Origin of the sequence: Curtobacterium caseinilyticum (genome assembly GCF_030363035.1) — a bacterium.
Lineage (GTDB): Bacteria > Actinomycetota > Actinomycetes > Actinomycetales > Microbacteriaceae > Curtobacterium > Curtobacterium caseinilyticum.
This window is the reverse complement of record NZ_JAUCMN010000010.1, coordinates 38,199-63,650: the sequence shown is the minus strand read 5'-3', so window position 1 is coordinate 63,650 and position 25,452 is coordinate 38,199. Positions and strand designations below refer to the sequence as shown.

The following is a 25,452-nucleotide window of genomic DNA, read 5'->3' as shown; positions in this document are numbered from 1 at the left end:
ACGGTAACCCCAAACTCAAGGTCGAGGGTTGGATCGAGCAACATTCACCCCCGGTCGGGGTGCACGGCACGTGTCGTGCACGGCCGGGGTCGGACGCCGGTCGGCCAGCGGCCCGCAGAGGCCCGGTGAGTATGCTGTTCCGGTCCTGCCCCCACGAACGAAGAGACGAATGGTCGATCAAGCCCGTATGGCGGCGCTCGCGAAGGAGCCCCTCGTCGTGGTCGGCGCTCCGACGAGCGCCTTCCGTGGCACCTGGCGTGAACTCCGCGACGTCTTCCGGCAGCGCGAGATGCTCGGGATGCTCATCCGCCGTGACCTCAAGGCGCGGTACAAGGACTCGGCGCTCGGGTTCGTCTGGACGCTGGTGCGTCCGCTCACGCAGCTCCTCATCTACTACTTCGTGATGGGCCAGATCCTCGGTGCGGCCAAGGGCATCGACAACTTCGCGATCTACGTCTTCACCGGCCTGAGCGCCTACACGCTGTTCAGTGAGATCGTGGCCGGTTCGACGGGCTCGATCGTCGGCAACTCCGGCCTCATCAAGAAGGTCTACGTCCCGCGTGAGGTCTTCCCGCTCGCGAGCGTCGGCGCCGCCCTGGTCAACTACACGATCCAGTTCGGCATCCTCATCGTCGCGACCCTGGTGATCGGGGTGTTCCCCTGGCACGCCGGACTCGTCTACCTGATCCCCTCGCTGCTGGTGATCCTGGTCTACGGTGCGGCGATCGGTCTCGTGCTCGCGGCGCTCAACGTCTACCTGCGCGACGTGCAGTTCGTCATCGACGTCGGCCTGATGGTGCTGCTCTGGGCGTCGCCGATCGTGTACTCGTACTCGATGGTGATCCAGCGGCTCAAGGTCGACTGGCTGCTCGCGGTCTACACGAACAACCCGCTGACCCTGTCCGTGCTCGGCATGCAGAACGCGATCTGGCTGCACGACCCGGCCGACGTCACCTACCCGTCACACCTGATGCTGCGGCTGCTCGTCGCCTTCGTGATCGGGCTGTTCCTGCTCATCGGGGCGCAGCGCGTCTTCTCCCGCCTGCAGGGCAACTTCGCGCAGGAGCTCTAGTCATGGCCATCAGCATCCCCACCGCGTCCGGCACCCCGACCCCGGACGCCGAGCGCCCCGACGTCATCGTCATCGACCAGGTCCGCAAGCGCTTCACCGTCCGCAAGGACAACACGATCCGCGAGCGCATCGTCACCCTCGGCCGCGCCGGACGGAAGCACCGCCAGGACTTCTGGGCGTTGGACGGCGTCACGACGACCATCCAGGCCGGCTCCACGGTCGGGCTCATCGGCCAGAACGGCTCCGGCAAGTCGACCCTGCTCAAGGCGATCGGCGGCATCATCCAGCCGACGTCCGGCACGGTGTCCCGCCGCGGACGCCTCGCCGCGCTGCTCGAGCTCGGCGCCGGCTTCCACCCGGACCTGTCCGGCCGCGAGAACGTCTTCCTCAACGCGAGCCTGCTCGGGCTGAGCCGCGCGGAGACCGAGGAGCGCTTCGACGACATCCTGGCGTTCTCCGGCATCGGTGACTTCATCGACACCCAGGTGAAGTTCTACTCGTCGGGCATGTACGTGCGGCTCGCCTTCGCGGTCGCCGTGCACACCGACCCTGACGTGCTCCTCGTCGACGAGGTCCTGGCGGTCGGCGACGAGGCGTTCCAGCGCAAGTGCCTCGACCGCATCCGGTCGTTCCAGGAGCAGGGCAAGACGATCATCATCGTCACGCACTCGCTCAGCCAGGTGCAGGAGATGTGCGACCGCGTGGTCCTGCTCAACAAGGGCAAGGTCCTGCACGACGGCGACCCGATCGCCGCGGTCAGCCTGTTCCGCGACGTGCTCGAGGAGCGCCGCGCGGGCGAGCTGAGCGCCGACGTCGCGGTCGGCCGTGGCACGGTGCTCGGCGCCTCGGTGCAGGCGGACGGCAAGGGACCGCGCGACGGCGTCACACCGGGCGACGACCTCGTCGTGGACATGGAGTTCGAGCACCTGGACGGCGTCGCCGACTGGGAGGCCGCGGTGCAGATCAACAACACCGGCGGTCAGGTGGTCTACGGCACGACGACCGGCATCATGGGCATCCACCTCGAGCCCCTGCACGGCCGCCGCAAGCTGCGCCTCCGCATCGCCGACACGAACTTCGGCACCGGCAAGTACTTCATCAACGTGTCGATGATGGACTCGGCCGGCCGGCACCTGCACGACCTGCCGGAGTGCGACTCGTTCGAGGTCCCCTCGTTCGGCGACGCCGTCGGCACGGTCTACGCGAAGCCCTCGATCGAGGAGCTCGACTGACCGGGAGCGGCACGCCCCCGACCACCGGGGTCGTCATCGTCAACTGGGAGCGGGCGGACCTGACCGTCCGCGCTGCCCGGGCCGTGCTCGACGACGGCACGGCCGACCGCGTCGTCGTCGTGGACAACGGGTCGACCGACGACTCGCTCGCCGTGCTGCGCGACGCACTGCCGGAGGCCACCGTCGTGGCCCTGCCCCGCAACGGCGGGTTCGCCGTCGGGGCGAACGCCGGCGTCCGCCGGGCCGACACCGACGTCGTCGTGCTGCTCAACAACGACGCGGTGCCCGCCCCCGGCTTCGTCGCCGCGCTGCGCGACCACCTGGCTGCCGCACCGCCGGACGTCGCCGCGGTGACGGGCCGCATCGTGCTCGCCGGACGCTGGACGAGCCTCCCGACCGGAGCCGCGCCGACGCCGGGGGCCCGGGTGCTCCGCGACCACGCGGGACGCGCGTGGACGCCGTCGGCCGACGGCGAGGAGCGGCTCAACTCGACCGGGGTCGTGATCGACCGCGACGGCAACGGTGCCGACCGCGACTGGCTGGCACCGGTCGAGCGGGTCGCGTCCGTCGACGTCTTCGGTGCATCCGGCGGCGCCGCGGCGTTCCGCCGGACCGCGCTCGACGACGTCGGCCTGCTCGACGAGTCGCTCTTCATGTACTACGAGGACACCGAGCTCGCCTGGCGGCTCCGCCGCCGCGGCTGGCGGGTGCAGTACGCCGCCGGCGCCGTCGTGCGGCACGACCACTCCGCCTCGTCCGGCGTGGCCAGCGCCCTGTTCGTGCGCCGGAACGCGCGGAACCGCCTGGTCGTCGCCCTCTGGCACGCGCCGTGGGGCACGGTGGTGCGTGCCACCGTCCGCACCGTCGGGCGCATCGTCCGCTGCGGGCTCGCGGGGGACGGTCGGGAGGCACGGCTCGTCGCCGCAGCGCTGGCCGACGTCCTCGGACACCTCCCCCGGCACCTCGTCCGTCGCCGCCACGAGACACGCCGCGCCTCGGTGCCCCGCCGCGCGGTGGACCCGAGCACGTGAGCGCGCCCGGCTATCCTGGTGGCTCCCCCGTCGACGGCCCCGGCCGGAAGGATCCACGCGTGCCGCAACTCTCCGTCCTGATCGACGGGACCGCGGTGCCGCGCGACCTCGGCGGCGTCGGCCGGTACGTCGAGGGCGTCGTCTCGCACCTCGTCGCGAGCGACCCCGGCCTCGACGTGCACCTGGTGGTCCGACCGGTCCACGCGGACCACTTCTCCGCGGTCGCCCCGGACGTCACCGTGCACCGCGCCCCCGCCTGGACCGACTCCGTGCCGCTCCGGTTCGCGTGGGAGCAGACCGGGCTCCCCGCGCTCGCCCGCCGACTCGGTGCCGACGTCCTGCACTCCCCGCACTACACGTTCCCGTTCGCCTGGCGCGGTGCTTCGGTCGTGACCCTGCACGACGCGACGTTCTTCTCGAACCCGGAGTGGCACTCGCGGCTGAAGCGGACCTTCTTCACCTGGTGGAGCCGTCGGTCGCTCCGCAGCCGGCCGGTCGTCGTCTTGCCGAGCGCGGCCACCGCGACCGAGGCCGCCCGGGTCGTCCCCGGCATCCGGGCCGACGTCCGGGTCGCTCCGCTCGGGGTCGACCGCGACCGGTTCCACGAGCCCGCCGTGGCCGAGGTCGAGGACGCCCGCATCGCCGCCGGCCTGCCCGAGGACGCCGAGTGGATCGCGTTCCTCGGCACGATCGAACCGCGGAAGAACGTCCCCGCCCTCCTCGACGCGTACGCCGCCGTGCGGGCGGCCCGTGGGGCCACCGGCTCCCCCACGCCCTGGCTCGTGCTCTCCGGCGCGCGGGGCTGGGACGAGGACGCCGTCGCCCGGCTCGACGCGCTGCAGGACGCGGACCACGTGGTCGAGGCGGGCTACCTGCCGCTCGAGGACCTGTCGGGCTTCCTCGGCGGGGCGTCCTTCGTCGTGTACCCGTCGCTGGGTGAGGGGTTCGGCCTGCCGGTGCTCGAGGCGATGGCCACCGGCGCGTGCGTCGTCACCACCCGACGACTGTCGCTCCCCGAGGTCGGCGGCGACGCCGCGGTCTACACCGAGCCCGACGCCGAGGCCCTCGCCACGACGCTCGCGGCGCTCCTCGACGACCCGGACCGCGTGGCCGCCCACCGTCGTGCGGCGCTCGAGCGCGCGGGACGGTTCACGTGGGACGCGACCGCCGCCGTGCACGCCGACGCATACCGCAGCGTCGCAGCCGGAGGTGCGCGGTGACCAGGGTCGCGGTGCTGACGGTCACCTACAACACCGGCGAGACGATCCGGCCGTTCCTCGAGAGCACCCGGCACGCGTCGTCGACAGAGCTGGCGGTCGTCATCGCGGACAACGGCTCGGCGGACGTCGACACGCTCCGGGCGATCGGCGAGTCCTACGGCGCCGTCGTGGTGTCCTCGGGCGGCAACCGCGGCTACGGCGGGGGCATCGACGCTGCCCTGGCCGCGCTCGACGACGTGCTGCCCGACGTCCAGCCCGAGTTCCTGCTCGTCACCAACCCCGACGTGGTGCTCGCCCCCGGCTCGGTCGACGAGCTCGTGGCCGCAGCGGACCGGCTGCCCGACGGCGGAGCGTTCGGACCGCAGATCCTCGACGAGCACGGGGAGACGTACCCCTCGGCCCGTCGACTCCCCTCGCTCCGCACCGGGCTCGGCCACGCCGCGTTCTCGCGACTGTGGCCCGCGAACCCGTGGAGCCAGCGGTACTGGTCGACGACGCAGGTCGTGGAGCGCGAGGCCGGGTGGCTGTCCGGGGCGTGCTTCCTCGTCCGGACCGACCTGTTCCGGGAGCTCGGCGGCTTCGACGAGTCGTACTTCATGTACTTCGAGGACGTCGACCTCGGGCAGCGTGTCGGTCTGGCGGGCCGTACGAACGTGTACGTGCCGAGCGCCGTCGTGACGCACACCGGGGCGCACTCGACCTCGTCGAACCGGCGCCGCATGGAGATCGAGCACCACCGCAGCGCCTACCGCTACCTGTCGCGGAAGTACCGGGCGTGGTGGCTGTGGCCGCTCCGCCTGGTGCTGCGCGCGGGCCTGTCGGTGCGCGCGCGCTGGGTCACGCGCAAGTAGCGCGCGGGGCCGCGGGCCGCAGGGCTGCGGAGCCGCGGGGCCGCGGGGCCGCGGGGCGATCGCACCCCGTCTCGGACGTCGCACCCCGCCGTACCGGGGCGGGACGTCCGCGCCGGGGTGCGACACCGGCGCAGACCGGCGAGCAGCTCGCGGGCTCCGCGGCGCGACGCAGACCGGTGAGCAGAGCGTGCGTCAGCGGCGCAGGCGCGCGCGCTCGGCCCGCGCCACGTCGAGCAGCACGCGGGCGCGCGCGTCGAACGAGTGCGCCGCGGCGACCGTCGCGGCGACCGCGGCCCGCTCGTCGGCGCTCGGCCACGCCTGCGCCGGATCGAGCAGGGTCGCGAGCTCGTGCCGCGACCGTGCGACCGCGAGCGTCGGGACGTCGAGCACCTGCCGGAGCCCGACGACCTCGTCCGTGACGACCACGCCGCCGGACGCCAGCACGTCGAACACCCGGTTCGAGACGAAGCCCCCCGCAGCCATGTCCGGCCAGTGGTCGTTCAGCACGACCCGGGCGGACGCGTACGCGCGGGCGACCTCGGCCCGTGACAGCGACGACGACCCGAGCGACGCCGCGGGCACCAGGCCGTCCCACCCGGGGCCGTGCACGCGCAGGTCGACCCCGAGCGCCACGGCGTCGCGCACGACGGCACGGTCGGCACCGCGGGTGGAGCCGACGAAGACGACGTGGCCCGCGTCCGGTCCGCCCGGCTCCCCGGCCGCCGGCGGGTGGAACACCGACGGGTCGGTCGCCTGCAGCAGCGTGTGCACCGGCGCGCCGGAACGCTCGGCCGCGGCGGCCGCCCAGACCGGGCCCGCGGCGAAGACCGCGTCGAAGGACCGGAGCTCGGTGTCGGCGACGTCGTCGGGGTGGCTGATCACCCAGAGCAGGTTCACGGAGGCGGGGTTCGGCGGCACCCGATCGAGCCCGCGCACGACCACCGTGACGTCGTCCTCGGCGTCGTCGTCCCGCACGTGGGCGTCCCGCCGGTCGATCCGCACCTGCTGCCCGAGCCGCTCGAGGGAACCCGCGAGCTCCGCGGCGAAGTGCACGTCCCCCCAGCCGTCGCCCTCGGGGCCTGCGGGCGCGGCGATCTTCAGCGCCCAGGTCAGGACGTCGTCGTCCTCGTCACGTTGCCGCACGGTCGGCGTCACCGGCCGCGCGCCCCACGGCGGCAGCGGCGGACCGGCGACGACCGGCCCGGGTCCGCCGGACCGGTCTCGCCACGACGCGACGACGTCCACCACCGCGGCGTCCACGGTTCGGCCCGGCTCGACGGTCCGCACGACCGCACCGACGTCGCGGCTCCGCACCGTCGACGACACCGCCTGCGCCGCCGCGAGCGTCCACGCCGTCAGGACCGTCCGCTCGTCCGGGAGGCACGGGGCCGGCACCGCCGCACGCTGCGGCATCGAGACCACCGGTTGGTCGGCGCCCAGGACCCGGTCGTCCGCGGGCTCGGTCCGGTCGTCGGACCAGGGCAGTGCGCCGGGTCGGAGGAGCCGGGCACCGTTGCGCCGGGAACCGTCGGGCGTCGTCGCGCGGGCCTGGACGGGCGCGTCCAGGCGGTCCGCCGTCGCGACGAGGTCGCGGAGGGGCCCCGCGTCGAGCACCACCGACGTGTCCACCAGCACGAGCACCCGCCCCACGCCGAGGGCGATTCCGGCGTTCACCGCGGAGCCGATCCCGTCCACGTGCTCCGAGCGGACCCACGGCAGCGAGGGGTCGAAGGCGTCACGCGGGGAGGCGTCCGCGACGTAGGAGGCGGCGCGGACGTCCGCGTCGACGCCGAAGGCCGCGCGCACGGTCGCGACGAGCCGCGGGACCTCGGCGTGCCGGTCCGACCGGGTCGTGACGACCACGGTGACGGGTGCGTCCGACCGCGGCAGCGGGCCGTCCCACCCGGCCACCCGGACGACGGGCGCCGCCGTCACGGACGCGGGGCGCGCCTCCAGGCCGGAGCCGGAGGGCGGCGCATCGCGACGGCGGCGTCTGCCGAACACGGCGGCGTCAGGCGTCGAGCAGACGCTGCAGGTACACGCCGTACCCGCCCTTGACCAGCGGCGCGGCGAGCTCGGCGAGCTGTGCGTCGTCGATCCAGCCGTTGCGCCAGGCGATCTCCTCGATGCAGCCGATCTTGAAGCCCTGACGGTCCTCGATGACCTTGACGTACTCGGACGCCTGCATCATCGACTCGAAGGTGCCGGTGTCGAGCCAGGCGGTGCCGCGGTCGAGGACCTGGACACCGAGCTCCCCCGCCTCGAGGTAGCGCTCGTTGACCGTCGAGATCTCGAGCTCCCCGCGGGCGCTCGGTTCGATGGTCTTCGCGATCTCGATGACCTTGTTGTCGTAGAAGTACAACCCGGGGACGGCGTAGTTCGACTTCGGCTGCGTCGGCTTCTCCTCGATGGAGACGGCCGTGAAGTCGTCGTCGAACTCGACCACGCCGTAGGCGGTCGGGTCGGCCACGTGGTACGCGAAGATCGTCGCGCCGTCGACCTCGGTGTTCTTCCGCAGGTTGGTGCCGAGGCCGGTGCCGTGGAAGATGTTGTCGCCGAGGACGAGTGCGACGCTGTCGTCGCCGATGAAGTCCTCGCCGATGACGAAGGCCTGGGCGAGCCCGTCCGGGCTCGGCTGCACGGCGTACTGGATGTCCATGCCGAGGCTCGACCCGTCGCCGAGGAGCGCCTTGAACTGCTCGTTGTACTCCGGGGTCGTGATGACGAGGACCTCGCGGATGCCCGCCATCATGAGCGTCGACAGCGGGTAGTAGACCATCGGCTTGTCGTAGATCGGCATGAGCTGCTTGCTGATGCCCTTGGTGATGGGCCACAGGCGGGTGCCGGAACCACCGGCGAGGATGATGCCCTTCATCGGGTCTTCTCCCTTACTTCTTCGTCCGGAGCGACTCGGTGTACGCGACCGCTTCCTCGTAGGTCGGCAGGAGTCCCTGCTCCGCGGCCTGCTCGAGCGTCGGCGCCGTGGTGTCCTTCTCGGACAGCACCGGCTCGCCGAGGCCCTCCGGCAGCTCCAGCCCGACGGTCGGGTCGAGGATCGTGATCCCCTTCTCGCGCTGCGGGTCGTAGTGGGCGCTGACGAGGTAGTTCACGGTCGAGCGGTCCTCGAGCGCGACGATCGCGTGGCCGAGGCCCTCCGACAGGTACACGGCCTTGCGGTCCACGTCGTCGATGCGCACGCTGTCCCACTGGCCGAAGGTCGGGGACCCGACGCGGATGTCGACGATGTAGTCGATGAAGGCGCCGCGGACGGCGGTGACGTACTTCGCCTGGCTCGGCGCCACGAGGGCGTAGTGGATGCCCCGGGCGACGCCGGCGGACGAGATCGACATGTTCACCTGGCGGAGGTCGAGCGGGTGGCCCACCGTCTCCTCGAGGACGTCGGCACGGTACGCCTCGAGGAATGCTCCTCGTGCGTCGCCGTGCTGGACGGGCGTGAACTCCCACGCGCCGGGGATCTTCAGTTCGCGGATCTGCACCGGGGCAGCCTAGCAAGGGGTGCCACGCCGGAGTCCGAGCGCCGTGCGTGGCGGTCCGACCCCGCCCACCACCCGGACTGCGCGGGGCCCCGTGGAGGGTGGCGTGGCGACCTGGACACGCCGGTCGATTAGGCTGCCCTGGTTGCGCACCCGGAGCGCGCGCCCCGACGACGTCCCTGAAACGAGATCCAGCGAGCCCGTGAAGCTATTCGTCCAGATCCCCTGCCTCAACGAGGAGAACACCCTCGCCAGCGTCATCGACTCGATCCCGGAGCAGATCGACGGTATCGACGAGATCGAGATCCTGGTCATCGACGACGGCAGCACCGACCGCACCGTCGAGGTCGCGAAGGAGCACGGCGTCCGGCACTTCGTGCGGCACACCACGAACATGGGCCTGGCCCGGTCGTTCCGCGACGGTGTCGACTACGCACTGCTGCACGGCGCCGACATCGTCGTGAACACGGACGGCGACAACCAGTACCCGCAGGCGCAGATCGCCGAGCTGGTCCAACCGATCGTCCGGCGCGAGGCCGACATCGTCATCGGCGACCGCCAGACCCGGACCATCGAGCACTTCTCCGGGTTCAAGAAGGCGATGCAGCAGTTCGGCTCCTGGGTGGCCTCCCGCGCCGCCGGTCTCGACCTGCCCGACGCGGCGAGCGGCTTCCGCGCCTACTCGAAGTACTCGCTCATCCGGCTGAACATCGTCACGCGGTTCAGCTACTGCATGGAGACCATCGTGCAGGCCGGCTACAAGCGCCTGGCGATCGCGAGCATCCCGATCACGACGAACCCGAAGACGCGGGAGTCCCGCCTCTTCAAGAACATCTGGCAGCACATGTTCCAGTCCGGGTCCGCGATCGCCCGGGTGTACCTCATGTACCGCCCGATGGCACTCTTCCTCTGGGTCGCCGCCGTGCTCGGCGTGCTCGGCCTCTGGCCGCTCGTCCGCTACCTGGTGCTGCTCGCGATGGACACCGGCGGCAACCACCTGCAGTCGATCATCCTGGGGGTCGTGCTCCTCATCACCGCGGTGCTGTCGATGGTGATCGGCGTCGTCGCGGACCTGACCCGGTTGAACCGCACGCTCACCGAGGAACAGCTCGACCTGCAGAAGCTGCAGCGGTACGGCGACTGAGCGCGTGAGCACCGTCACCAGCCGACCGTCCACCTGGATCCGGCGCCCGTCCGCCTGGATCGAGATCATCGCCTGGGCGGCCCTGGCCGCCTTCGTGGTGGCCACCCTCGGCCCGGCGCTCACCGGGCACGCGACCTTCCTCAACACCGGGCTGCTCAGCCGCTACACGCCGTGGGCGCAGACCCTCGGCGCGGACGGCGGCTCGACGAACGTCTACACGAGCGACCCGCTCGACTCGAACGCGCCGCAGACGTCGATGCTCGTCCGGCTCGCCCACGCGGGCGTCTTCGCAGCCTGGGACCCCTACGTCGCCGGCGGCACCGTCCTGGGCGGCGTGCCGGACTCGGGCCAGTGGTCGCCCCTGTCGCTGCCGTGGTGGATCCTGCCGCTGTCGTACGCCCCGGGCGCGGTGAAGTTCCTCGAGATCGTCGTCATCACGATCGGCATGTCGCTGCTGCTCCGCCGGTGGGGCGTGCCGCGCGCCGGTTGGCCGATCGCGGCGCTGCTGTACTCCGCCTCGGGCTTCATGGTGGCGTGGTCGAACTGGCCCCAGACCCGGGTCGCGGCGTTCCTGCCGCTGCTGTTCTGGGCGATCGACCGGGCCGCGGTCGAGCTCCGCAAGCGCGACCTGCTCAGCGTCGGTGGCGCGGTCTCCGCGATGCTGCTCGGCGGCTTCCCCGCCATCGTCGGGTACGCGCTGTTCTTCGGCGGCGTCTTCTTCCTCGCCCGCACGATCGTCGCGCACCGCTCGCTGCTCCGGGTCCTGGCGAGCGCCGGGATCGCCGTCGGCGGCATCGTCGTCGGAGTCCTGCTCACCGCCTGGCAGCTCGTGCCCTTCGCGCTCAACGCCGCGAGCGTCGTGGACTTCTCCGGCCGTGCCCAGCGGGGGCCGAACGGGCTCGGGCAGGTCCCGCTCGTGACGTCGTGGGTGCCGGACATCTCGTTCGCCCAGGCGAGCGGCGCCGCGTGGGGAACCCGCAACCCGGTCGAGGAGTACTCGTTCCTGGGCGTCGCCGCCCTCGTGCTCGTCGCGGCCGCGCTGCTCGTCCGCCCGGTCCTGCGCCCGGTCACCCTCCCCGACGACGCCACGGACGCCGAGCGCGACGCCGCAACCCGGCGCGCCCGACGCACGGTCGGCACCGTCTGGGTGGTCGCGGGGGTCCTGGCGTTCAGCGTCGTGGTCGTCTACCTCGGTGGACCGCTGCTGACCCTGGTCCGCGAACTCCCCGTCTTCAACTCGAACCCGATCGGTCGTGCGCGCTGCGTCGTGCTCTTCCTCGCGGCGGCCACGGCCGGCGTGGGCTTCGGCCGGCTCACCGACGCCGAGCACCTGCGCGGCGAGCTCGCCCGGTTCCGGACGGCTTCCCCCCGTGCCCGCGTCGGCCGGGTCGCGGTCGTCCTGGTCGTCCTGCTCGTCGCGGTGGGGGTCGCGCTCCTGACCTTCCGCGCCCTCGAGCTCGTGCCGGAGCAGTACGTGCACGCGACCAAGCTCGAGGTGCTCGTCGTCGGGGTGCTCGGCGTCGCCGCCGTGGTCGCGGTGCTCGTCGTCTGGGCCACCCGCAACCGGGTCGTGCGGACGGTCGCCCTGGGTGCCGTCGCCGCGATGGTGGCGGTGCCCGCGATCACCGCGACGAAGCCGTGGTGGCCGCTCGCCCCCGCGTCGACCTTCTTCCCGGAGGCGCCGGCGATCACGTACCTGCAGGACCACATGACCGACCAGGACCGGTACACGACGACGGGCAACGCGACGCTGCTCGGCGCGGCGTCGTACTTCGGCATCCGGTCGGTGACGGGCCACACGTTCCAGACCCGCGAGTGGAAGCAGCTCATGCGCGCGGTCGACCCGGACACCTACCCGACCGCGACCTACCTGACCCTCGAGCCGAACCTCATGCCGCAGCTGGCCGAGTCCGGCATCCTCGACCGCCTCGCGACCGAGTACATGATCGCCGACCCCTCCGCCCCGCTCGCCGGGAAGACCGAGGCCGCGCCCGAGCGCACGACCTGGACCGACCTGACCGCCGACCGCACGACGATCGAGTCGGCGTCGCAGCGCGGGCCGCTGAACGGCATCACCTTCACCGGTCCGCCGGCGACCACGCTGGCGCCGGGCGGCATGCAGCTGACCGTCGCCGTGGTCGCCGACGACTCCGGTGAGACGCTCGCGTCCACGGAGAGCTGGGTCCCCGGTCTCGGCGGCCCGCGCAACGTGGCCCTGCAGGGGTCCGACATCCCGGACGACACCGCGTGGCACCTCGTGCTCACGGTGACCGGACAGCAGTCCGTGGTGCCGATCGGCACCGACGACGACGGCAAGGCGGTCATCAGCATCGCCCGCCCCGTCGCCGCGGACCGGGTCAGCGTCGTGCACACCGGCGACGCGACGATCTACCAGCGCGGCAACGCGCTCCCCCGTGTCCGGTGGGCGTCGAGCGCCGTCGTCGAGCCGACCACCGAGGGGCTCCTGCGGACGCTCGCCGACCAGTCGCTGCCGGACGACACCGTGGTGCTCAGCGAGCGCCCGGTCCACCGCGCCGACGCGGACGCCACCGCCCGCGTGACGCTGGAGCCGAGCGACGTGAACAGCACGGTCGCCCGGGTCGACGCCACCGGCGGCGGCTGGGTGGTCGTCGCCGACTCGCTGCAGCGTGACGGCTGGAGCGCCACCGTCGACGGCGAGCCGACCGACCTGGTGCGGGCGGACAGCGTCGGCGGTGCGGTCTGGGTGCCGGCCGGCGAGCACACCGTCGAGCTGCAGTACCACACGCCGGGCATCCGCGAGGGCATCCTGCTCAGCGCCGTGACCGCGGCCGTGGCGGCCGGGACCTGCGCGACCGTCCTGCTGCTGCGTCGCCGTCGCCGACGCCGCACCACCTGACACCGGCCCGGCACCGGCGGCGGTCCGCGCGGCGGCCCGCCGCCGGTCCTCCCGGCCCGCTCAGCCACCTCGGCGGCGGGCCCGCCCACTACAATCGACACTCGTTCCGTCCACCGACCCCGAAAAGGGAGACCTCGTGAAGATCCTCGTCACCGGAGGGGCCGGCTTCATCGGCTCGAACTTCGTCCGCCGGACCCTGCAGGACGCCTACCCCGGCCTCGAGGGCGCCGAGGTCGTCGTCTACGACGCGCTGACGTACTCCGGCAACCTCGAGAACCTCGCGCCGGTGGCCGACTCCCCGCGCTACTCCTTCGTGCAGGGCGACATCCGCGACGCCGCGAAGCTCGACGAGGTCGTCCCCGGCATCGACGCGATCGTGCACTTCGCCGCCGAGTCCCACGTCGACCGCTCGGTCCGCGACTCCGGCATCTTCGTCGAGACGAACGTCGTCGGCACGCAGCGCCTGCTCGACGCAGCGCTCCGCCACGGCACCGAGCGCTTCGTGCACGTCTCCACCGACGAGGTCTACGGCTCGATCAGCGAGGGCTCGTGGGACGAGGAGCGTCCGCTCGAGCCGAACTCGCCCTACTCGGCGTCGAAGGCCGGCAGCGACCTGCTCGCCCGCAGCTACCACCGCACCCACGGGCTGGACCTCTCGATCACGCGCTGCTCGAACAACTACGGGCCGTACCACTTCCCCGAGAAGGTCATCCCGCTGTTCGTCACGAACCTCATCGACGACAAGAGCGTCCCGCTCTACGGCGAGGGCAACAACATCCGTGACTGGCTGCACGTCGACGACCACACCCGTGGCATCGCACTGGTGCTGACCAAGGGGCGCGCGGGCGAGATCTACAACATCGGTGGCGGCACCGAGCTCACGAACAAGGAGCTCACGCAGCTGCTCCTCGACGCGACGGGCAAGGACTGGTCGTCCGTCGAGCACGTGCAGGACCGCCTCGGCCACGACCTGCGCTACTCCGTCGACATCTCCAAGATCCAGGCCGAGCTCGGCTACGAGCCGCAGGTGCCGTTCGAGCAGGGCCTGGCCGACGTCGTGCAGTGGTACCGCGACAACCGCGCCTGGTGGGAGCCGCTGAAGGAGCGCGCGGCACTCGCATGAGCCGCACGCTGATCACCGGCGCCGCCGGCATGCTCGGTCGCGACCTGCAGCTCGCGCTGCAGGGTCGTGACGTCACCGCGCTCGGCCGCGCGGACCTCGACATCACCGATCCGGACGCCGTCGACGCGGCCGTGGCCGGGCACGACGTCGTCATCAACTCCGCCGCGTACACGAAGGTCGACGACGCCGAGACCCACGAGGACGAGGCCGCCGCCGTGAACGCGACCGGACCGGCACTGCTGGCCGAGGCCGCCGTCCGGCACGGCGCGAAGCTCGTCACCGTCTCGACGGACTACGTCTTCGACGGCAACGGCACGGCGCCCTACGCCGAGGACGCCCCGACCGACCCGCTGAACGCCTACGGACGCACGAAGGCCGCGGGCGAGGAAGCGGTCCGCCGCATCGCCCCCGACTCGTCCTACGTCGTGCGCACCGCGTGGATCTACGGCGCGCACGGACCGAACTTCGCCGCGACGATGCTCCGCCTGGCGGCGAGCCACGACACCGTGTCCGTCGTCACCGACCAGGTCGGTCAGCCGACGTGGACGGGCGACCTGGCGGCGCGCATCGTCGAGCTCGTCGACGCCGACGCCCCGGCCGGCGTCTACCACGGCACGAACTCCGGACAGGCGTCCTGGTACGAGTTCACCAAGGCGATCTTCGCCGAGGCGGGCCTCGACCCGGAGCGTGTCCTGCCGACCGACAGCGCCGCGTTCGTGCGTCCGGCCCCGCGCCCGGCGTACAGCGTCCTCGGGCACGACGGCTGGTCCCGTGCCGGCCTCGAGCCGATGCGCGACTGGCGCGAGGCCCTCGCCGCCGCCGTGCGGGCCGGAGCGCTCACCCGGTGACGGCCCCGCAGGTCGCACCGCCCGCCGACCGCCCCCGCTGGCGCCGGTGGGCGGTGAACGGCGTGAAGATCGCCTTCATGGTCGCCGTCGTCGTCGCGGGCGTGCTCTTCGTGGTCGGCAGGTGGGGCGAGGTGTCCGACGCCCTGACCTCGATGGACCCCTGGCTGCTCGTGCTGGCCCTGGTGTCCGTGGTCGCGGCGCTCGTGGTCTCGATGCTGTCGTGGATCGTGGTCTGGCCGGCCTTCGGCGTCCGCCTGCCGGTGCTGCGCGGCGCTCGGGTCTTCTTCGTCAGCCAGCTCGGCAAGTACCTGCCGGGGTCGGTGTGGCCGATCGCGGCGCAGGCCCAGATGGCCGGCGAGGTCGGACTGGCGAGGTCGTCGTCGATCGTGCTGAGCCTCATCGCGATGCTCGTGTCGATCGCGACCGGTCTCGGCGTCGGTGCCGTGCTCCTGCCCTTCATCGACGTGCGGCTGCTGCAGGACTACTGGTGGCTGCCGATCGTGGGCGTCGCGTTCCTGGTCTGCCTGACGCCGCCCGTGATGCGGTTCGGCGTCCGCCTGGCACTCCGTGTGCTCCGTCGGCCGGACGCGCCCTTCGACTACGGCTGGCGCGTCGCAGCCTCGAGTTCCGGGCTGCAGGTGACGAACTGGCTCTTCGGCGGCGTGCAGCTCTGGCTCGTGCTCGTCGGTCTCGGGGTCGACCCGGCGCGGAGCTTCGTCCCCGCGGTCGCCGGCTTCGCCCTGGCGTTCGCGCTCGGGGTGCTCCTCATCCCGTTCCCGGCCGGGCTCGGCGTGCGTGAGGTCGTCATCGCCCTCGTGCTCGCGTCGGTCACGACGGCCGGTGTCGCGGCGACCGCCGCGATCCTGTCCCGGCTCCTGTACGCGGTCGCCGACTTCGGACTGGCCGGCATCGCCGCGGCCGTCGGACGACGACGGGCGTCGCGCGGCTGACCGACAGCCCGACGGTCCGACCGACGGACGGGAGGCGCGGTGCTGGCTGGCACCGCGCCTCCCGTCCGTCGTCCGGTCGTGTCCACCGCCCCACCCGCCCGGCGGGCGTCGTCGGCGGCCCGCCGTCAACGGTCGTCGTCGGCGCACGGTCGTCGTCGGCGCACGGCGCCGGTGGGCTGATCCGTGCCGCCCGTCGGGTCAGCGCGCGAACGCGGCGACGGTGTCCGTGTACTCGGCCCAGCGCCGGTCCGCCCCGGCCGCGTCCACGCCCGCGCGCAGCCGCTCGAGTCCCCCGGGCTGCACGAGCCGCTCGAGCGCGGCGGTGAGCGCCGGGACGTCGTCGGCCGGCACGACCAGGCCGTCCACGCCGTCGCGGACGTCGAGCGGCAGCGTGCCCGCGTCGGAGACGACCACGGGGACGCCGAAGCGGTGCGCGAGCGCGACGTTGATCGACGACGACGCGGTCCGGTAGGGCAGGACGACGACGTCGAACCCGGTGATGACGGCCGCCATGTCGGACATCGCCACGTACCCGTCGACGAGCTCGACGCGGTCCTCGACGCCGAGCGACCGGACCTGCTCCCGGTACTCCTCGACCGGCTGCCAGAACTCACCGCGCACGACGACGCGGACACCGGGGACGCGGGCAGCCGCCGCGATGAGCTGGTCGACCCCCTTGTAGTGCCGCACCATGCCGAAGAAGCCGACCGTGACGGGGTCCTCGGGGGTGCCGGCCGGCACAGGGCGCTCCGCGTCACCCGGGTCGCCGAGGAGCAGGTCGGCCAGCGGGAGCCGCGTCACGCGGACCTCGACCGGGCTGTCCGCACCGAGGATCCGCCGCGCGAGTGCCGCCTGCTCGTCACTGTGCACGAGCACGGCGCCGTACTGGCGGTAGAGCACCCGGACCAGGGCCTCGTCGAAGCGACCGTGCTCGTGCGGCAGCACGTTGTGGGCGAGGACGACCCCGCGCGGCCGACAGCCGGCGGCCAGGCGCACCACGGCGTACGGCACCGCGTGGTACGGGGTCACCGCGGTCACGAGCACGACGTCGGCGCGGCGGAGCGACCACCCCGCGCGCAACCAGGTGAGCGGGTTGTACCAGGTGAGGGTGGCCGTGCTCCCGTCGAAGGGACGCACCTCGGGTTCGGCCTCCGGCACGCGCGTCGTGCCGGACCTGAGGAACTTCGGGTACTGCGCCTTCCAGGACAGCAGCCGGACGTCGTGGCCGGCGTCGCGCAGCCGGTGCGCGAGCGAGGTCGTGTGGGTCGCGATGCCGCCGGAGAACGGGTGCGTGGGCCCGACGATCGCGATGCGGAGGGAGCGGGTCACCCGACGAGCATAACGGCCGTCACGGCGGCGTCCGGGGGCGTCACGGCGCCCGTGCTCACGGGTGTGCCCTGGTAGTGTCGGGGCGCCACGGACCGCGCGACGGACCGTGTCGGACGGAAGGAACCAGCCCGCCATGACGACGCTCCGCGTGATCCTGGACCAGGTCATCGCACCGGTCCCCGGCGGCATCGGCCGCTACGCGGAGGAACTCACGCGACAGCTGATCGCCACCGCTCCGGCCGGCTGCGACGTCGAGGCCGTGGTCTCCGCGTGCTCTCGTGCCGAGCTCGACCGCCTCACCACCCTGCTGCCCGGCCTGGCCGAGCTCCACCGACTGCCGCTGGCTCGTCGCGAACTGTCGCTGGCCTGGCAGGCGGGCATGGTCGGCTCCGCGGCCGAGGGCCTGGTGCACGCTCCGAGCGTCCTCGCTCCCCTCGTGAAGCACGACCGGCGGACGGAGCCGGGCAAGCAGGTCGTCGTCACCGTGCACGACACCGTGCCGTGGACGCACCCGGAGACGCTCACCCCGCGCGGCGTGCACTTCCACAAGGCGATGGTGCACCGGGCCTGGAAGCACGCCGACGCCGTCGTGGTGCCGACCCACGCGGTCGCTGCCGAGCTCAACGAGATCCGCCGGTTCGACGACCGGCTGCGGGTCATCGGCGGCGCACCGAGCCCCCGACTGCAGGTGCCGGTCGACGCCGACCTGCGCGCCGAGCGGCTCGGGCTGCCGCCGCGCTACGTCCTGGCCGTCGGCACCCTCGAGCCCCGCAAGGGCCTCGCGTACCTCGTCCGTGCGATGGCGCACCCCGAGGCCCCGAGCGACGTGCCGCTGGTCGTCGCCGGCCCGGACGGCTGGGGGGACGTCGACGTGTACGGCCTGGCGGAGTCCGCCGGTCTGGCGCGCGACCGGCTCATGGTGCTCGGCCGTCTCGACGACGCCGACCTCGCGGTGGCGTACGACCGGGCGACGCTGTTCGTCTTCCCGAGCCTGGCCGAGGGGTTCGGGCTCCCCGTGATCGAGGCGATGCACTTCGGCACACCGGTCGTCCACTCGGACGACGCCGCCGTGCGCGAGGTGGCCGCGGACGCCGGGGTGATGGTGGCGCGGGAGCCGCGGGACTCCTACCCGGAGCGACTCGCACAGGCGGTCTACCAGGTCGCGAACGACCGCACGCTCGCCGAACGCCTGGCGGTCGCCGGGCCGGACCGGGCGCGGATGTACGACTGGCAGGACGCCGCGACGGAGACCTGGCAGCTGCACGCCGACCTCTGACGCGGCGCGACCGTCCGCGGCTCGAGCCCGGGCGCACCAGCGCCGCGCCGACCGTCCGACGCTCGCGGCCGGTCGCACCAGCGCGGTGCGACCGTCCGTCGCCGTCGGCCGGTCGGGCGACCCGTCAGAGCGCGTCGCGCAGCCGGGCGGCCTTCTCCTCGACCAGCTGCTCGAGCTCCGCGGCGTGCGCGGCGAGTCGCTCGGCCACCTCGGGGTCGGCCGAGCCGATGATGCGCGCAGCCAGGAGGCCCGCGTTCGCCGCGCCGTTGATCGCGACGGTCGCCACCGGGATGCCGGCCGGCATCTGCACGATGGACAGCAGCGAGTCGATGCCGTCGAGCCGCGCGAGCTGCACCGGGACGCCGATGACGGGCAGCGTCGTCATCGAGGCGACCATGCCCGGCAGGTGCGCGGCACCACCGGCACCGGCGACGACCACACGGATGCCCCGACCGGCGGCGGCGCGCGCGTAGCGCACCATCTTGTCCGGGGTGCGGTGCGCCGAGACGACGTCCGCCTCGAACGGGATGCCGAGCTGCTCGAGCGTCTCGGCGGCGGCACGCATCGTCGGCCAGTCCGAGTCGGAACCCATGATGATCGAGACGAGGGGCTGAGCGGCTGCGGAGTCGGTCACGGCACGAGCCTAGCCGAGCAGCACGTCCCGCCAGGTGTCGCCGTCACGCCCGATGAACCGTTCCCGCCGCACCCAGTCCGCGGCGGTCGGGTCGGCGTACCCGCGGGCGACGGCGGCCGTGACGGCAGCGCGCCACGCGCCCGGGTCGTCCGGCACGGTGGTGATGCCGTGCTGGCCGGCGACCCGGTACGAGGGACGGGCCGACACCACCGCGGGCAGGTCGAGCGCGGTGTACTCGAGCGCCTTGAGGTCGCTCTTGGCCCGGTTGAACACGGCGTCCTCGAGCGGGGCGACGCCGGCCCGCCAGCGTCCGCGGTGCGCGACGAGCCACCGGGCGAACGCCGGGTAGTGCCCGTCCGGCACCTCGATCCGCCGGTACCAGCCGTCGTCGGGGTCCTCCGTCACGCCGATCACCTCGAGCCGGACCGGGAGCCCGTCCGGGGCGACGAGGTCGGTGAAGACGTCCCGGAGCAGCGCGAGGTCGGCGCCGTGCGTGAGCGTCCCCATGTACAGCACGCGGTGCTCCCCCGTCGGGCGGACGGCGTCCACACCGGACGCCTCCACACCGGGCGCGTCCGCGCCGGACGCGTCCACACCGGACGCGTCCACACCGGACGGAGCTGCACCGGACGGGGCCGCCCCGTCGTCCGGGACCGTCCAGAGGGTCGGGTCGAGCGCGTTCGGCACCACGACCGTGCGCCGGGCGAGCGGACGGACCACACGGTCGAGCTCGTCGGTGCTCACGACGACGGTGTCCGCGGTCCGGACCAGGGCGTCGATCGAGGCGAGCCGGTCCGGGTCGTACTCCGCCCGCGCCAGCCGCTGGCGTCCGGACTCGGTGAAGAAGTCGTCGTCGACCTCGGCCACGAGCCGCGTCCCCCGTGCTCGGAGCGCCTCGGCGAACGGGGCGACGAGGGCACGCGGCAGGACGTCACGCTGCACGAGGACCGACCGGTAGGGCGTGGTGTCCGAACCGTCGACCACCGCCGCCGGGTCGACCTGTCGGACGCGGGCCGTCCCCGACGCGGCGAGGTGCTCGGTCCGACGCACGACCCGGACGTGCGCCGAGGCCGGGTGGGCGCCGTCGGCCCCGGCGACGACGTACCCGACGACGGGCGGCTGCGGGGGTCCCGGGGCCGGCCGGCCGCCGGTCAGGGTGCGGCGCAGCCGGCCGACGGCTCGGCGGACCAGGTCGTTCGGCATGCCGCCATCCTGCCGTACCGGCGGCGGTCGCCGGGCACCGCCGGGGTCAGCGGACGGTGACGACCACGCAGCCGGTGCTCGTGTCGCCGCCCGCGCCGATGCCGACCGCCGTCAGGCACACCTTGCGCTTCCCGCTCGCCGCCGAGACCGTGGTGTGGAAGCCGTGCGTGGCACCGACCCCGTACGCCCGGTCGACGTCCGGACGGGAACCGGCCGCAGCCACGGTCGTGACCGTCCGCCCGTCGACCAGGACGCGGACGGACACCGCGCGGCGCAGGTCGTCGCGGTCGAAGGCCCAGCCCCGGACGGTGAGCCGACGCGCGGACGCGGACACGGCCTGGTCGCGGTGCACGGTGGGTCGGACGCCCGGCGCGGCCGGCCTCGGCGTCGCGGTCGGCTTCGGCGTCACGGCCGGCTTCGGCGTCGGCGTCGCGGTCGGCTTCGGCGCCGCGGTCACCTTCGCACTCGGGGTCGCGGACGCCTTCGGCGCGGGGGCGGGCGTGCCGAGCCGCGCGTTCGCGACCAGGGCCTGCGCGAACGCCGACCACCACTTCCCGGCGGCCGGGCCGCCGCCGCACGTGCCGTCGCTCGCCCCGGGGGTCTTCACCCAGAGCAGGGCGTCGAGGTGACTGCCGTCCGCCACGACGCGGGGCGTGGTGCCGAGCCCTGCTCCGGGACCGTTGCACCAGGTGCCCCGCCAGCCCTGCCCGTTCCGCGACGTGTCGATCACGTAGTGGGATCCTCCCGTCGCGGCGGACACCCGCTCGGCGTACGTCTGCTCCCGGTCGGTCGGGTAGTAGTTCGCGACGTTGGTGAAGAAGCCCCGCGCCTTCCGCACGCCGGCCGCGTCGAGGCGCGCGGCCATCACCGCGGGCGGGACCCAGTTCGAGTTCCCGGCGTCGAGGTACGCGGCGACACCGGCGGCGGCGAACGCGTCGACCTCGCGGGACAGGATCCGCGAGCGCTGCTGGCCGAGCGTGGCGTCGCACGCACTGTTGCTGAGCATCGCCAGCGAGTCCGGTTCGACGATCACCGCGGCGCGGTGGCCGGCCAGGCGCGAGGCGATCTGGTCGACCCACGCTGCGTAGGTCGTCTCGTCGAAGCCGCCCGCGGAGTACCCGCCGCAGTCGCGGTGCGGGATCGCGTAGGTGACGAAGACCGGAGTCGTGCCGTCCTTCGCCGCACCGGCGAGCGCCGCGTCGATCGTCCGCGTGAGGGTGGTCCCGGTCGTCCAGTCGCCGAGCCACGTCGCCACCGGGTACTGCGCGATGGTGCGGGCCGCGGCGGCACCGGCTGGGTCGGTCGCGGCGAGGGCGGTGGCCGCGCGAGCCGCCTCGCTCGTGTCCGAGCGGTACGGTCCGGCGCCGTAGAGCTGCGCGGCGGTCAGCGTCCGCACGTCCGGAGCGGCGACCGCGGTGGTGGGCGTGAGCACGCCGACGACGAGCGCACCGGCGGTCAGGGCGACGACCGCGCCGGCTGCGCGCCGGAGTGCGGCGTGCGCGACGGCGGTGCGGTGCTCGACGGTGCTGCGGCGGACGGGCGGGCGGCGCTCGGCGCGGCGCATGGCGGACTCCCTGGACGGCGGACGGGGTCCCACCAGGACACCACGCGACCGTCCCGCCGACCACTCGCCAGATCGGGTGCCACCCGAGCGGGTGTCCGCGATCCTGCGGACACAGCCCACGCCCCGACGGGGGCCCACGACGGACGGGAGGCCCGTGGCGGTCCCGCCACGGGCCTCCCGTCCGTCACGCCGCCGGCGCGGACGCCGCCTCAGTCGTCGAAGTGGGCTGCGGCCGCGCGCGCCCGGTAGACGACGTCGTCGACGTCGTCACCGATGACGGTCACGTGCCCGATCTTGCGGCCCGGCCGCGGCGCCTTGCCGTAGAAGTGGAACTTCGCCTCCGGGTGCGCGGCGAGCGCGTCCGGGTAGCGGCCGGCCAGGTCGCCGTCAGCGGGACCGCCGAGCACGTTGATCATCACGGCCGCGGGCGCGTGCGCGCCGGTCGCGCCGAGCGGCAGGTCGAGCACGGCTCGCAGGTGCTGCTCGAACTGGCTGGTCGTCGCGCCGTCGATGGTCCAGTGTCCGGTGTTGTGCGGGCGCATGGCGAGCTCGTTGACCAGGATGCGCTCGTCGTCGGTCTGGAAGAGCTCGACGGCGAGCACGCCGGTGACGCCGAGCGCCTCGGCGACCCGCACCGCCAGGTCCTCGGCGGCGTCGGCGAGGCGACCGGCGCTGTCCGGCGCGGGCGCGATGACCTCGGCGCAGACGCCGTCGCGCTGCACGGTCTCGACGAGCGGCCAGGCGACGACCTCGCCGGAGGGACGCCGGGCCACCGACTGCGCGAGCTCGCGGGTGAACGGCACGAGCTCCTCGACCAGGAGCGCCTGGTCCCCGGCGGCCTCGGCGACGGCGAGGAACCAGTCCTCGACGTCGGCGGGGTCGGACACGACCCGGACACCCTTGCCGTCGTAGCCGCCGCGCGGGGTCTTCACGACGGCACGCCCGCCGTGGTCGTCGAGGAACCGACGGAGCTCGGCGGCGTCCTGCACGGCGGCCCAGTCCGGCACGGGCACGCCCAGCTCGCTGAGCCGACGGCGCATGGTGATCTTGTCCTGGGCGACGGCGAGCGCGTCCGGCCCCGGGTGCACGGCCACCCCGGCGTCCACGAGGACCCGGAGGACGTCCTGCGGGACGTGCTCGTGGTCGAACGTCACGACGTCGACGTCGCGGGCGAACGCGAGCACGGTGTCGGCGTCGTGGTAGTCGCCCTCGGCGGTGGCCGCGATGTCCGCCGACATGTGCGGCCCCTCCGCCAGGACGCGGATGTCGAGTCCGAGCTCGACCGCCGCCGGCACCATCATCCGTGCCAGCTGTCCCCCACCGATGACCCCGACGCGCAACGCCATGCTGTGTGTTCCCTCCGTCGTTCCCACCGGCCGGTGAGCCCGCTCCGTCTAGAATCGGTCTTCGCCGCCGGCGCCCTCGCGAGCGCGGTGCGGCCCGTGCCCTGCACGGTCAGCGACAACTCTACGGATCCTGGAGACCCCGTGCGGCGACTCATTGCCCAGCTGGCGCGCTTCGGTGTCGTCGGCGCCGTCGGCTTCGTCGTCGACTTCACCATCTTCAACCTGCTGCGCGCCACCGTGCTCAGCCCGGACGAGGTCCACTCGGGTCCGTTCTGGGCGAAGGTCGTGTCGACGGTCGTCGCGATCTTCGTGAACTGGATGGGCAACCGGTACTGGACCTTCCGCGACCAGCGGCGAGCGGTCGCGACGCGGGAGGGGATCGAGTTCGTGGTCGTGTCGCTCGGCGGCATGCTCATCTCGCTCGGCTGCCTCGGGCTCTCCCACTACGTGTTCGGGCTCACCTCCGCCCTCGCCGACAACATCTCCGGCAACGTGATCGGTCTCGCGCTCGGCACCGCGTTCCGGTTCTGGCTGTACAAGGTCTGGGTGTACCACCCGGAGCGCGCAGGCACCGCCGGGGCCACCGACGGTGCGGCGTCGGACGCCGAGGGCGACCGCGTCTCCACGAGCGTCTGACCCGCGGGTCGTCCAGGGTCGAATAGCGTGTCCTGGTGACGTCCACCCGAGTCCCCGCCCGCGCCCCGTCGACCGGGACGGCTCGGCCGGTTGCACCGTGGGAGCGGGTTGCCGTCGGGGTGGTCACGGTGACCTTCACCCTGTGGCTCGTCGTCTGGGCGCTCGTGGTGCCCGCGTTCCAGGCGCCCGACGAGCGTGCGCACGTCGACGCCACGGTGCAGGTCGCGCTCGGGAACGACTGGGCGGCTCCTGGTGACCTGCGGATCCTGAACGCCGTGATGGCCGCGCAGCAGGAGCAGGCCACGGGACCCGCGTCGACCTGGTCGACCGTCACCGAGCTGCTCGCGCGGGCGCCGGGGACGAGCGGCACCGTCGACCAGATGACGCAGCACCCGCCGACGGCGTACCTGGTCGGTGCCGCTGCGCTCCGCGTCGCGCACTACGGTGACCTCCGGTGGGACCGCGCGGTCGAGGTGCTGCGGCTCGTGGACGTCGCGTGGACCGCAGCCCTCCCCGTGCTCGCGTGGGCCACGGTGCGCCGGCTGACCCGGTCGCCGCGCGCGGCACTCGTCGGCGCCCTGGCCCTCTTCGCCACCCCGCAGCTGGCGTCGATCGCGTCCTCCGTGTCGAACGACGCGCCCGTGATGCTGTTCGGTGCCGTGGTCACCTGGCTCGCGACCCGGATGCTCACCGGTGACCTGCGGCGCCGAACCCTGATCGGCACGGCGATCGCGCTCGGGGCCCTCGTCTGGTGCAAGGGCACCGGGCTGCCGGCCGTCCCGTTCGTGGCGGTCGTCGTGCTCGTCGCGGGCGCCGGGGTGCTGCCGCTCGCGCGCCGGGTCGGGCGGACCGTGTCGGCGATGGTGGTGTCCGGCGCGGTCGGAGCCTGGTGGTGGCTGCACAACCTCGTCACGACCGGGCACCTGCAGCCGAACGGCTACGAGCAGTACCGTCCGCCCAAGCCGTTCCCGCCGGGCGAGGGCCCGAGCCTCCGGACCTTCCTCGACGTCAGCTGGGGCACCATCACCCGGACGTTCTGGGGCAGCCCCGGCGGTGGTGCGCAGGTCAGCATCGGCAACCTGCTCACGGCGGTCCTGACCGTGGTGGCGCTCGGCGTGGTGCTGGTGTGGGCGTTCCGTCGCTCGCCGGTGCGTCCGGCCGTGGTGTGCCTCGCCGTGTTCCCGGCGCTGCTCGTCGCCGGGCAGACGTGGACGAGCGCGCACGCGTACCTGTCGACCACGTTCGTCGCCGCCACGCAGGGCCGCTACTACTTCCCGGCGATCGTCTGCCTCGTCGCCCTCAGCGCGGTCGCCTGGCGCCGCATCCCCAGGTCGGCGCGCGGGCGGGGCGTGCTGGCGACGGTCCTCGCGGCGGGATCGGTCGTGCTCGGGTGGTACGGGCTCGCCGTCGTGTCCGCGTACTTCTGGAACGCGGCGCGCGGGCCGCTCAGCGCGACGGGGCTCGAGCGGTACGCGGCCGCCGGGCCGGTGCCCGCCTGGGTGGTCGGCGTCCTGCTCGTGCTCGTCGCCGTCGGCTGCGTCTGGTCGGTCGTCCGGGTCGCCCGGACACCCGGGGAGCTGTCGGACGCAGCCGACTGACGGCCTCGCCGAGGCGGCCCGAC

At 73.4% G+C, this 25,452-nt stretch carries 21 protein-coding genes; 13 read left to right on the top strand and 8 right to left on the bottom strand.

The features are described 5' to 3' along the window. Window positions 1–169: 169 nt before the first annotated feature. From QUG93_RS13690 to QUG93_RS13670, 5 genes are read left to right on the top strand one after another with little or no spacing between them, the layout of a single operon-like run. Window positions 170–1,072: an ABC transporter permease gene (locus QUG93_RS13690; protein ID WP_289474690.1), complete on the top strand. Its 903-nt coding sequence runs from the start codon at window positions 170–172 to the stop codon at window positions 1,070–1,072. A 2-nt stretch (window positions 1,073–1,074) separates the two neighbouring features. Then, window positions 1,075–2,304, top strand: a complete 1,230-nt coding sequence (locus QUG93_RS13685; RefSeq protein WP_289474689.1) for an ABC transporter ATP-binding protein — start codon at window positions 1,075–1,077, stop codon at window positions 2,302–2,304. Then, window positions 2,223–3,335: a glycosyltransferase family 2 protein gene (locus QUG93_RS13680; RefSeq protein WP_289474688.1), complete on the top strand. Its 1,113-nt coding sequence runs from the start codon at window positions 2,223–2,225 to the stop codon at window positions 3,333–3,335. Before QUG93_RS13685 ends, QUG93_RS13680 begins: the two co-directional genes overlap by 82 nt. A 59-nt stretch (window positions 3,336–3,394) precedes the next feature. Then, window positions 3,395–4,555 (top strand): glycosyltransferase family 4 protein, encoded by a 1,161-nt coding sequence (locus QUG93_RS13675; RefSeq protein WP_289474687.1) that lies wholly within the window; start codon window positions 3,395–3,397, stop codon window positions 4,553–4,555. Further along, a complete protein-coding gene (locus QUG93_RS13670; protein ID WP_289474686.1) occupies window positions 4,552–5,406 on the top strand; it encodes a glycosyltransferase family 2 protein in 855 nt (284 codons plus the stop codon). Before QUG93_RS13675 ends, QUG93_RS13670 begins: the two co-directional genes overlap by 4 nt. A 192-nt stretch (window positions 5,407–5,598) precedes the next feature. Here QUG93_RS13670 and QUG93_RS13665 read toward each other — a convergent pair whose 3' ends face one another. From QUG93_RS13665 to QUG93_RS13655, 3 genes are all read right to left on the bottom strand, one after another. Then, window positions 5,599–7,341, bottom strand: coding sequence for a glycosyltransferase family protein (locus QUG93_RS13665; RefSeq protein WP_289474685.1), 1,743 nt, complete (start codon window positions 7,339–7,341; stop codon window positions 5,599–5,601). Window positions 7,342–7,417: 76 nt separating this feature from the next. Beyond that, window positions 7,418–8,281 carry a glucose-1-phosphate thymidylyltransferase RfbA gene (gene rfbA / locus QUG93_RS13660; protein WP_289474684.1) on the bottom strand — a complete coding sequence of 288 codons (864 nt, stop codon included), beginning with the start codon at window positions 8,279–8,281 and terminating at the stop codon, window positions 7,418–7,420. Window positions 8,282–8,294: 13 nt separating this feature from the next. Further along, on the bottom strand, window positions 8,295–8,903 hold the full coding sequence (locus QUG93_RS13655; RefSeq protein ID WP_111238994.1) for a dTDP-4-dehydrorhamnose 3,5-epimerase family protein: 609 nt from the start codon (window positions 8,901–8,903) through the stop codon (window positions 8,295–8,297). 199 nt (window positions 8,904–9,102) lie between these two features. On the opposite strand from QUG93_RS13655, the gene QUG93_RS13650 reads away from it, so the two are divergent. The 5 genes from QUG93_RS13650 to QUG93_RS13630 all read left to right on the top strand — a co-directional run bounded on the left by QUG93_RS13650 (window position 9,103) and on the right by QUG93_RS13630 (window position 15,843). Then, a complete protein-coding gene (locus QUG93_RS13650; protein WP_289474682.1) occupies window positions 9,103–10,044 on the top strand; it encodes a glycosyltransferase family 2 protein in 942 nt (313 codons plus the stop codon). A gap of 4 nt (window positions 10,045–10,048) precedes the next feature. Then, complete coding sequence (locus QUG93_RS13645; protein ID WP_289474681.1) at window positions 10,049–12,922, top strand: glycosyltransferase family protein; 2,874 nt, start codon at window positions 10,049–10,051, stop codon at window positions 12,920–12,922. 136 nt (window positions 12,923–13,058) lie between these two features. Continuing rightward, on the top strand, window positions 13,059–14,045 hold the full coding sequence (rfbB, locus tag QUG93_RS13640) for a dTDP-glucose 4,6-dehydratase (RefSeq protein WP_289474680.1): 987 nt from the start codon (window positions 13,059–13,061) through the stop codon (window positions 14,043–14,045). Continuing rightward, on the top strand, window positions 14,042–14,893 hold the full coding sequence (gene rfbD / locus QUG93_RS13635) for a dTDP-4-dehydrorhamnose reductase (RefSeq protein ID WP_289474678.1): 852 nt from the start codon (window positions 14,042–14,044) through the stop codon (window positions 14,891–14,893). Before rfbB ends, rfbD begins: the two co-directional genes overlap by 4 nt. After that, entirely contained in the window at window positions 14,890–15,843 is a 954-nt protein-coding gene (locus QUG93_RS13630) for a lysylphosphatidylglycerol synthase domain-containing protein (protein ID WP_289474677.1), read from the top strand. Before rfbD ends, QUG93_RS13630 begins: the two co-directional genes overlap by 4 nt. 198 nt (window positions 15,844–16,041) lie before the next feature. Here QUG93_RS13630 and QUG93_RS13625 read toward each other — a convergent pair whose 3' ends face one another. Then, on the bottom strand, window positions 16,042–17,172 hold the full coding sequence (locus QUG93_RS13625; protein WP_289474676.1) for a glycosyltransferase family 4 protein: 1,131 nt from the start codon (window positions 17,170–17,172) through the stop codon (window positions 16,042–16,044). A 133-nt stretch (window positions 17,173–17,305) separates the two neighbouring features. On the opposite strand from QUG93_RS13625, the gene QUG93_RS13620 reads away from it, so the two are divergent. Beyond that, window positions 17,306–18,448, top strand: a complete 1,143-nt coding sequence (locus tag QUG93_RS13620; protein WP_289474675.1) for a glycosyltransferase family 4 protein — start codon at window positions 17,306–17,308, stop codon at window positions 18,446–18,448. 124 nt (window positions 18,449–18,572) lie between these two features. Here QUG93_RS13620 and purE read toward each other — a convergent pair whose 3' ends face one another. The 4 genes from purE to QUG93_RS13600 form a co-directional block, all read right to left on the bottom strand. Next, window positions 18,573–19,082 (bottom strand): 5-(carboxyamino)imidazole ribonucleotide mutase, encoded by a 510-nt coding sequence (gene purE, locus QUG93_RS13615; protein ID WP_289474674.1) that lies wholly within the window; start codon window positions 19,080–19,082, stop codon window positions 18,573–18,575. Between the two features lie 9 nt (window positions 19,083–19,091). Next, window positions 19,092–20,285 (bottom strand): hypothetical protein, encoded by a 1,194-nt coding sequence (locus tag QUG93_RS13610; RefSeq protein ID WP_289474673.1) that lies wholly within the window; start codon window positions 20,283–20,285, stop codon window positions 19,092–19,094. A gap of 46 nt (window positions 20,286–20,331) precedes the next feature. Next, complete coding sequence (locus QUG93_RS13605; protein ID WP_289474672.1) at window positions 20,332–21,849, bottom strand: glycoside hydrolase family 6 protein; 1,518 nt, start codon at window positions 21,847–21,849, stop codon at window positions 20,332–20,334. A 209-nt stretch (window positions 21,850–22,058) separates the two neighbouring features. Further along, window positions 22,059–23,195, bottom strand: coding sequence for a 5-(carboxyamino)imidazole ribonucleotide synthase (locus QUG93_RS13600; RefSeq protein ID WP_289474671.1), 1,137 nt, complete (start codon window positions 23,193–23,195; stop codon window positions 22,059–22,061). A 141-nt stretch (window positions 23,196–23,336) separates the two neighbouring features. On the opposite strand from QUG93_RS13600, the gene QUG93_RS13595 reads away from it, so the two are divergent. Beyond that, window positions 23,337–23,831: a GtrA family protein gene (locus QUG93_RS13595; protein ID WP_289474669.1), complete on the top strand. Its 495-nt coding sequence runs from the start codon at window positions 23,337–23,339 to the stop codon at window positions 23,829–23,831. Window positions 23,832–23,866: 35 nt separating this feature from the next. Continuing rightward, window positions 23,867–25,429, top strand: a complete 1,563-nt coding sequence (locus tag QUG93_RS13590; protein ID WP_289474667.1) for a DUF2142 domain-containing protein — start codon at window positions 23,867–23,869, stop codon at window positions 25,427–25,429. Window positions 25,430–25,452: the final 23 nt, after the last annotated feature.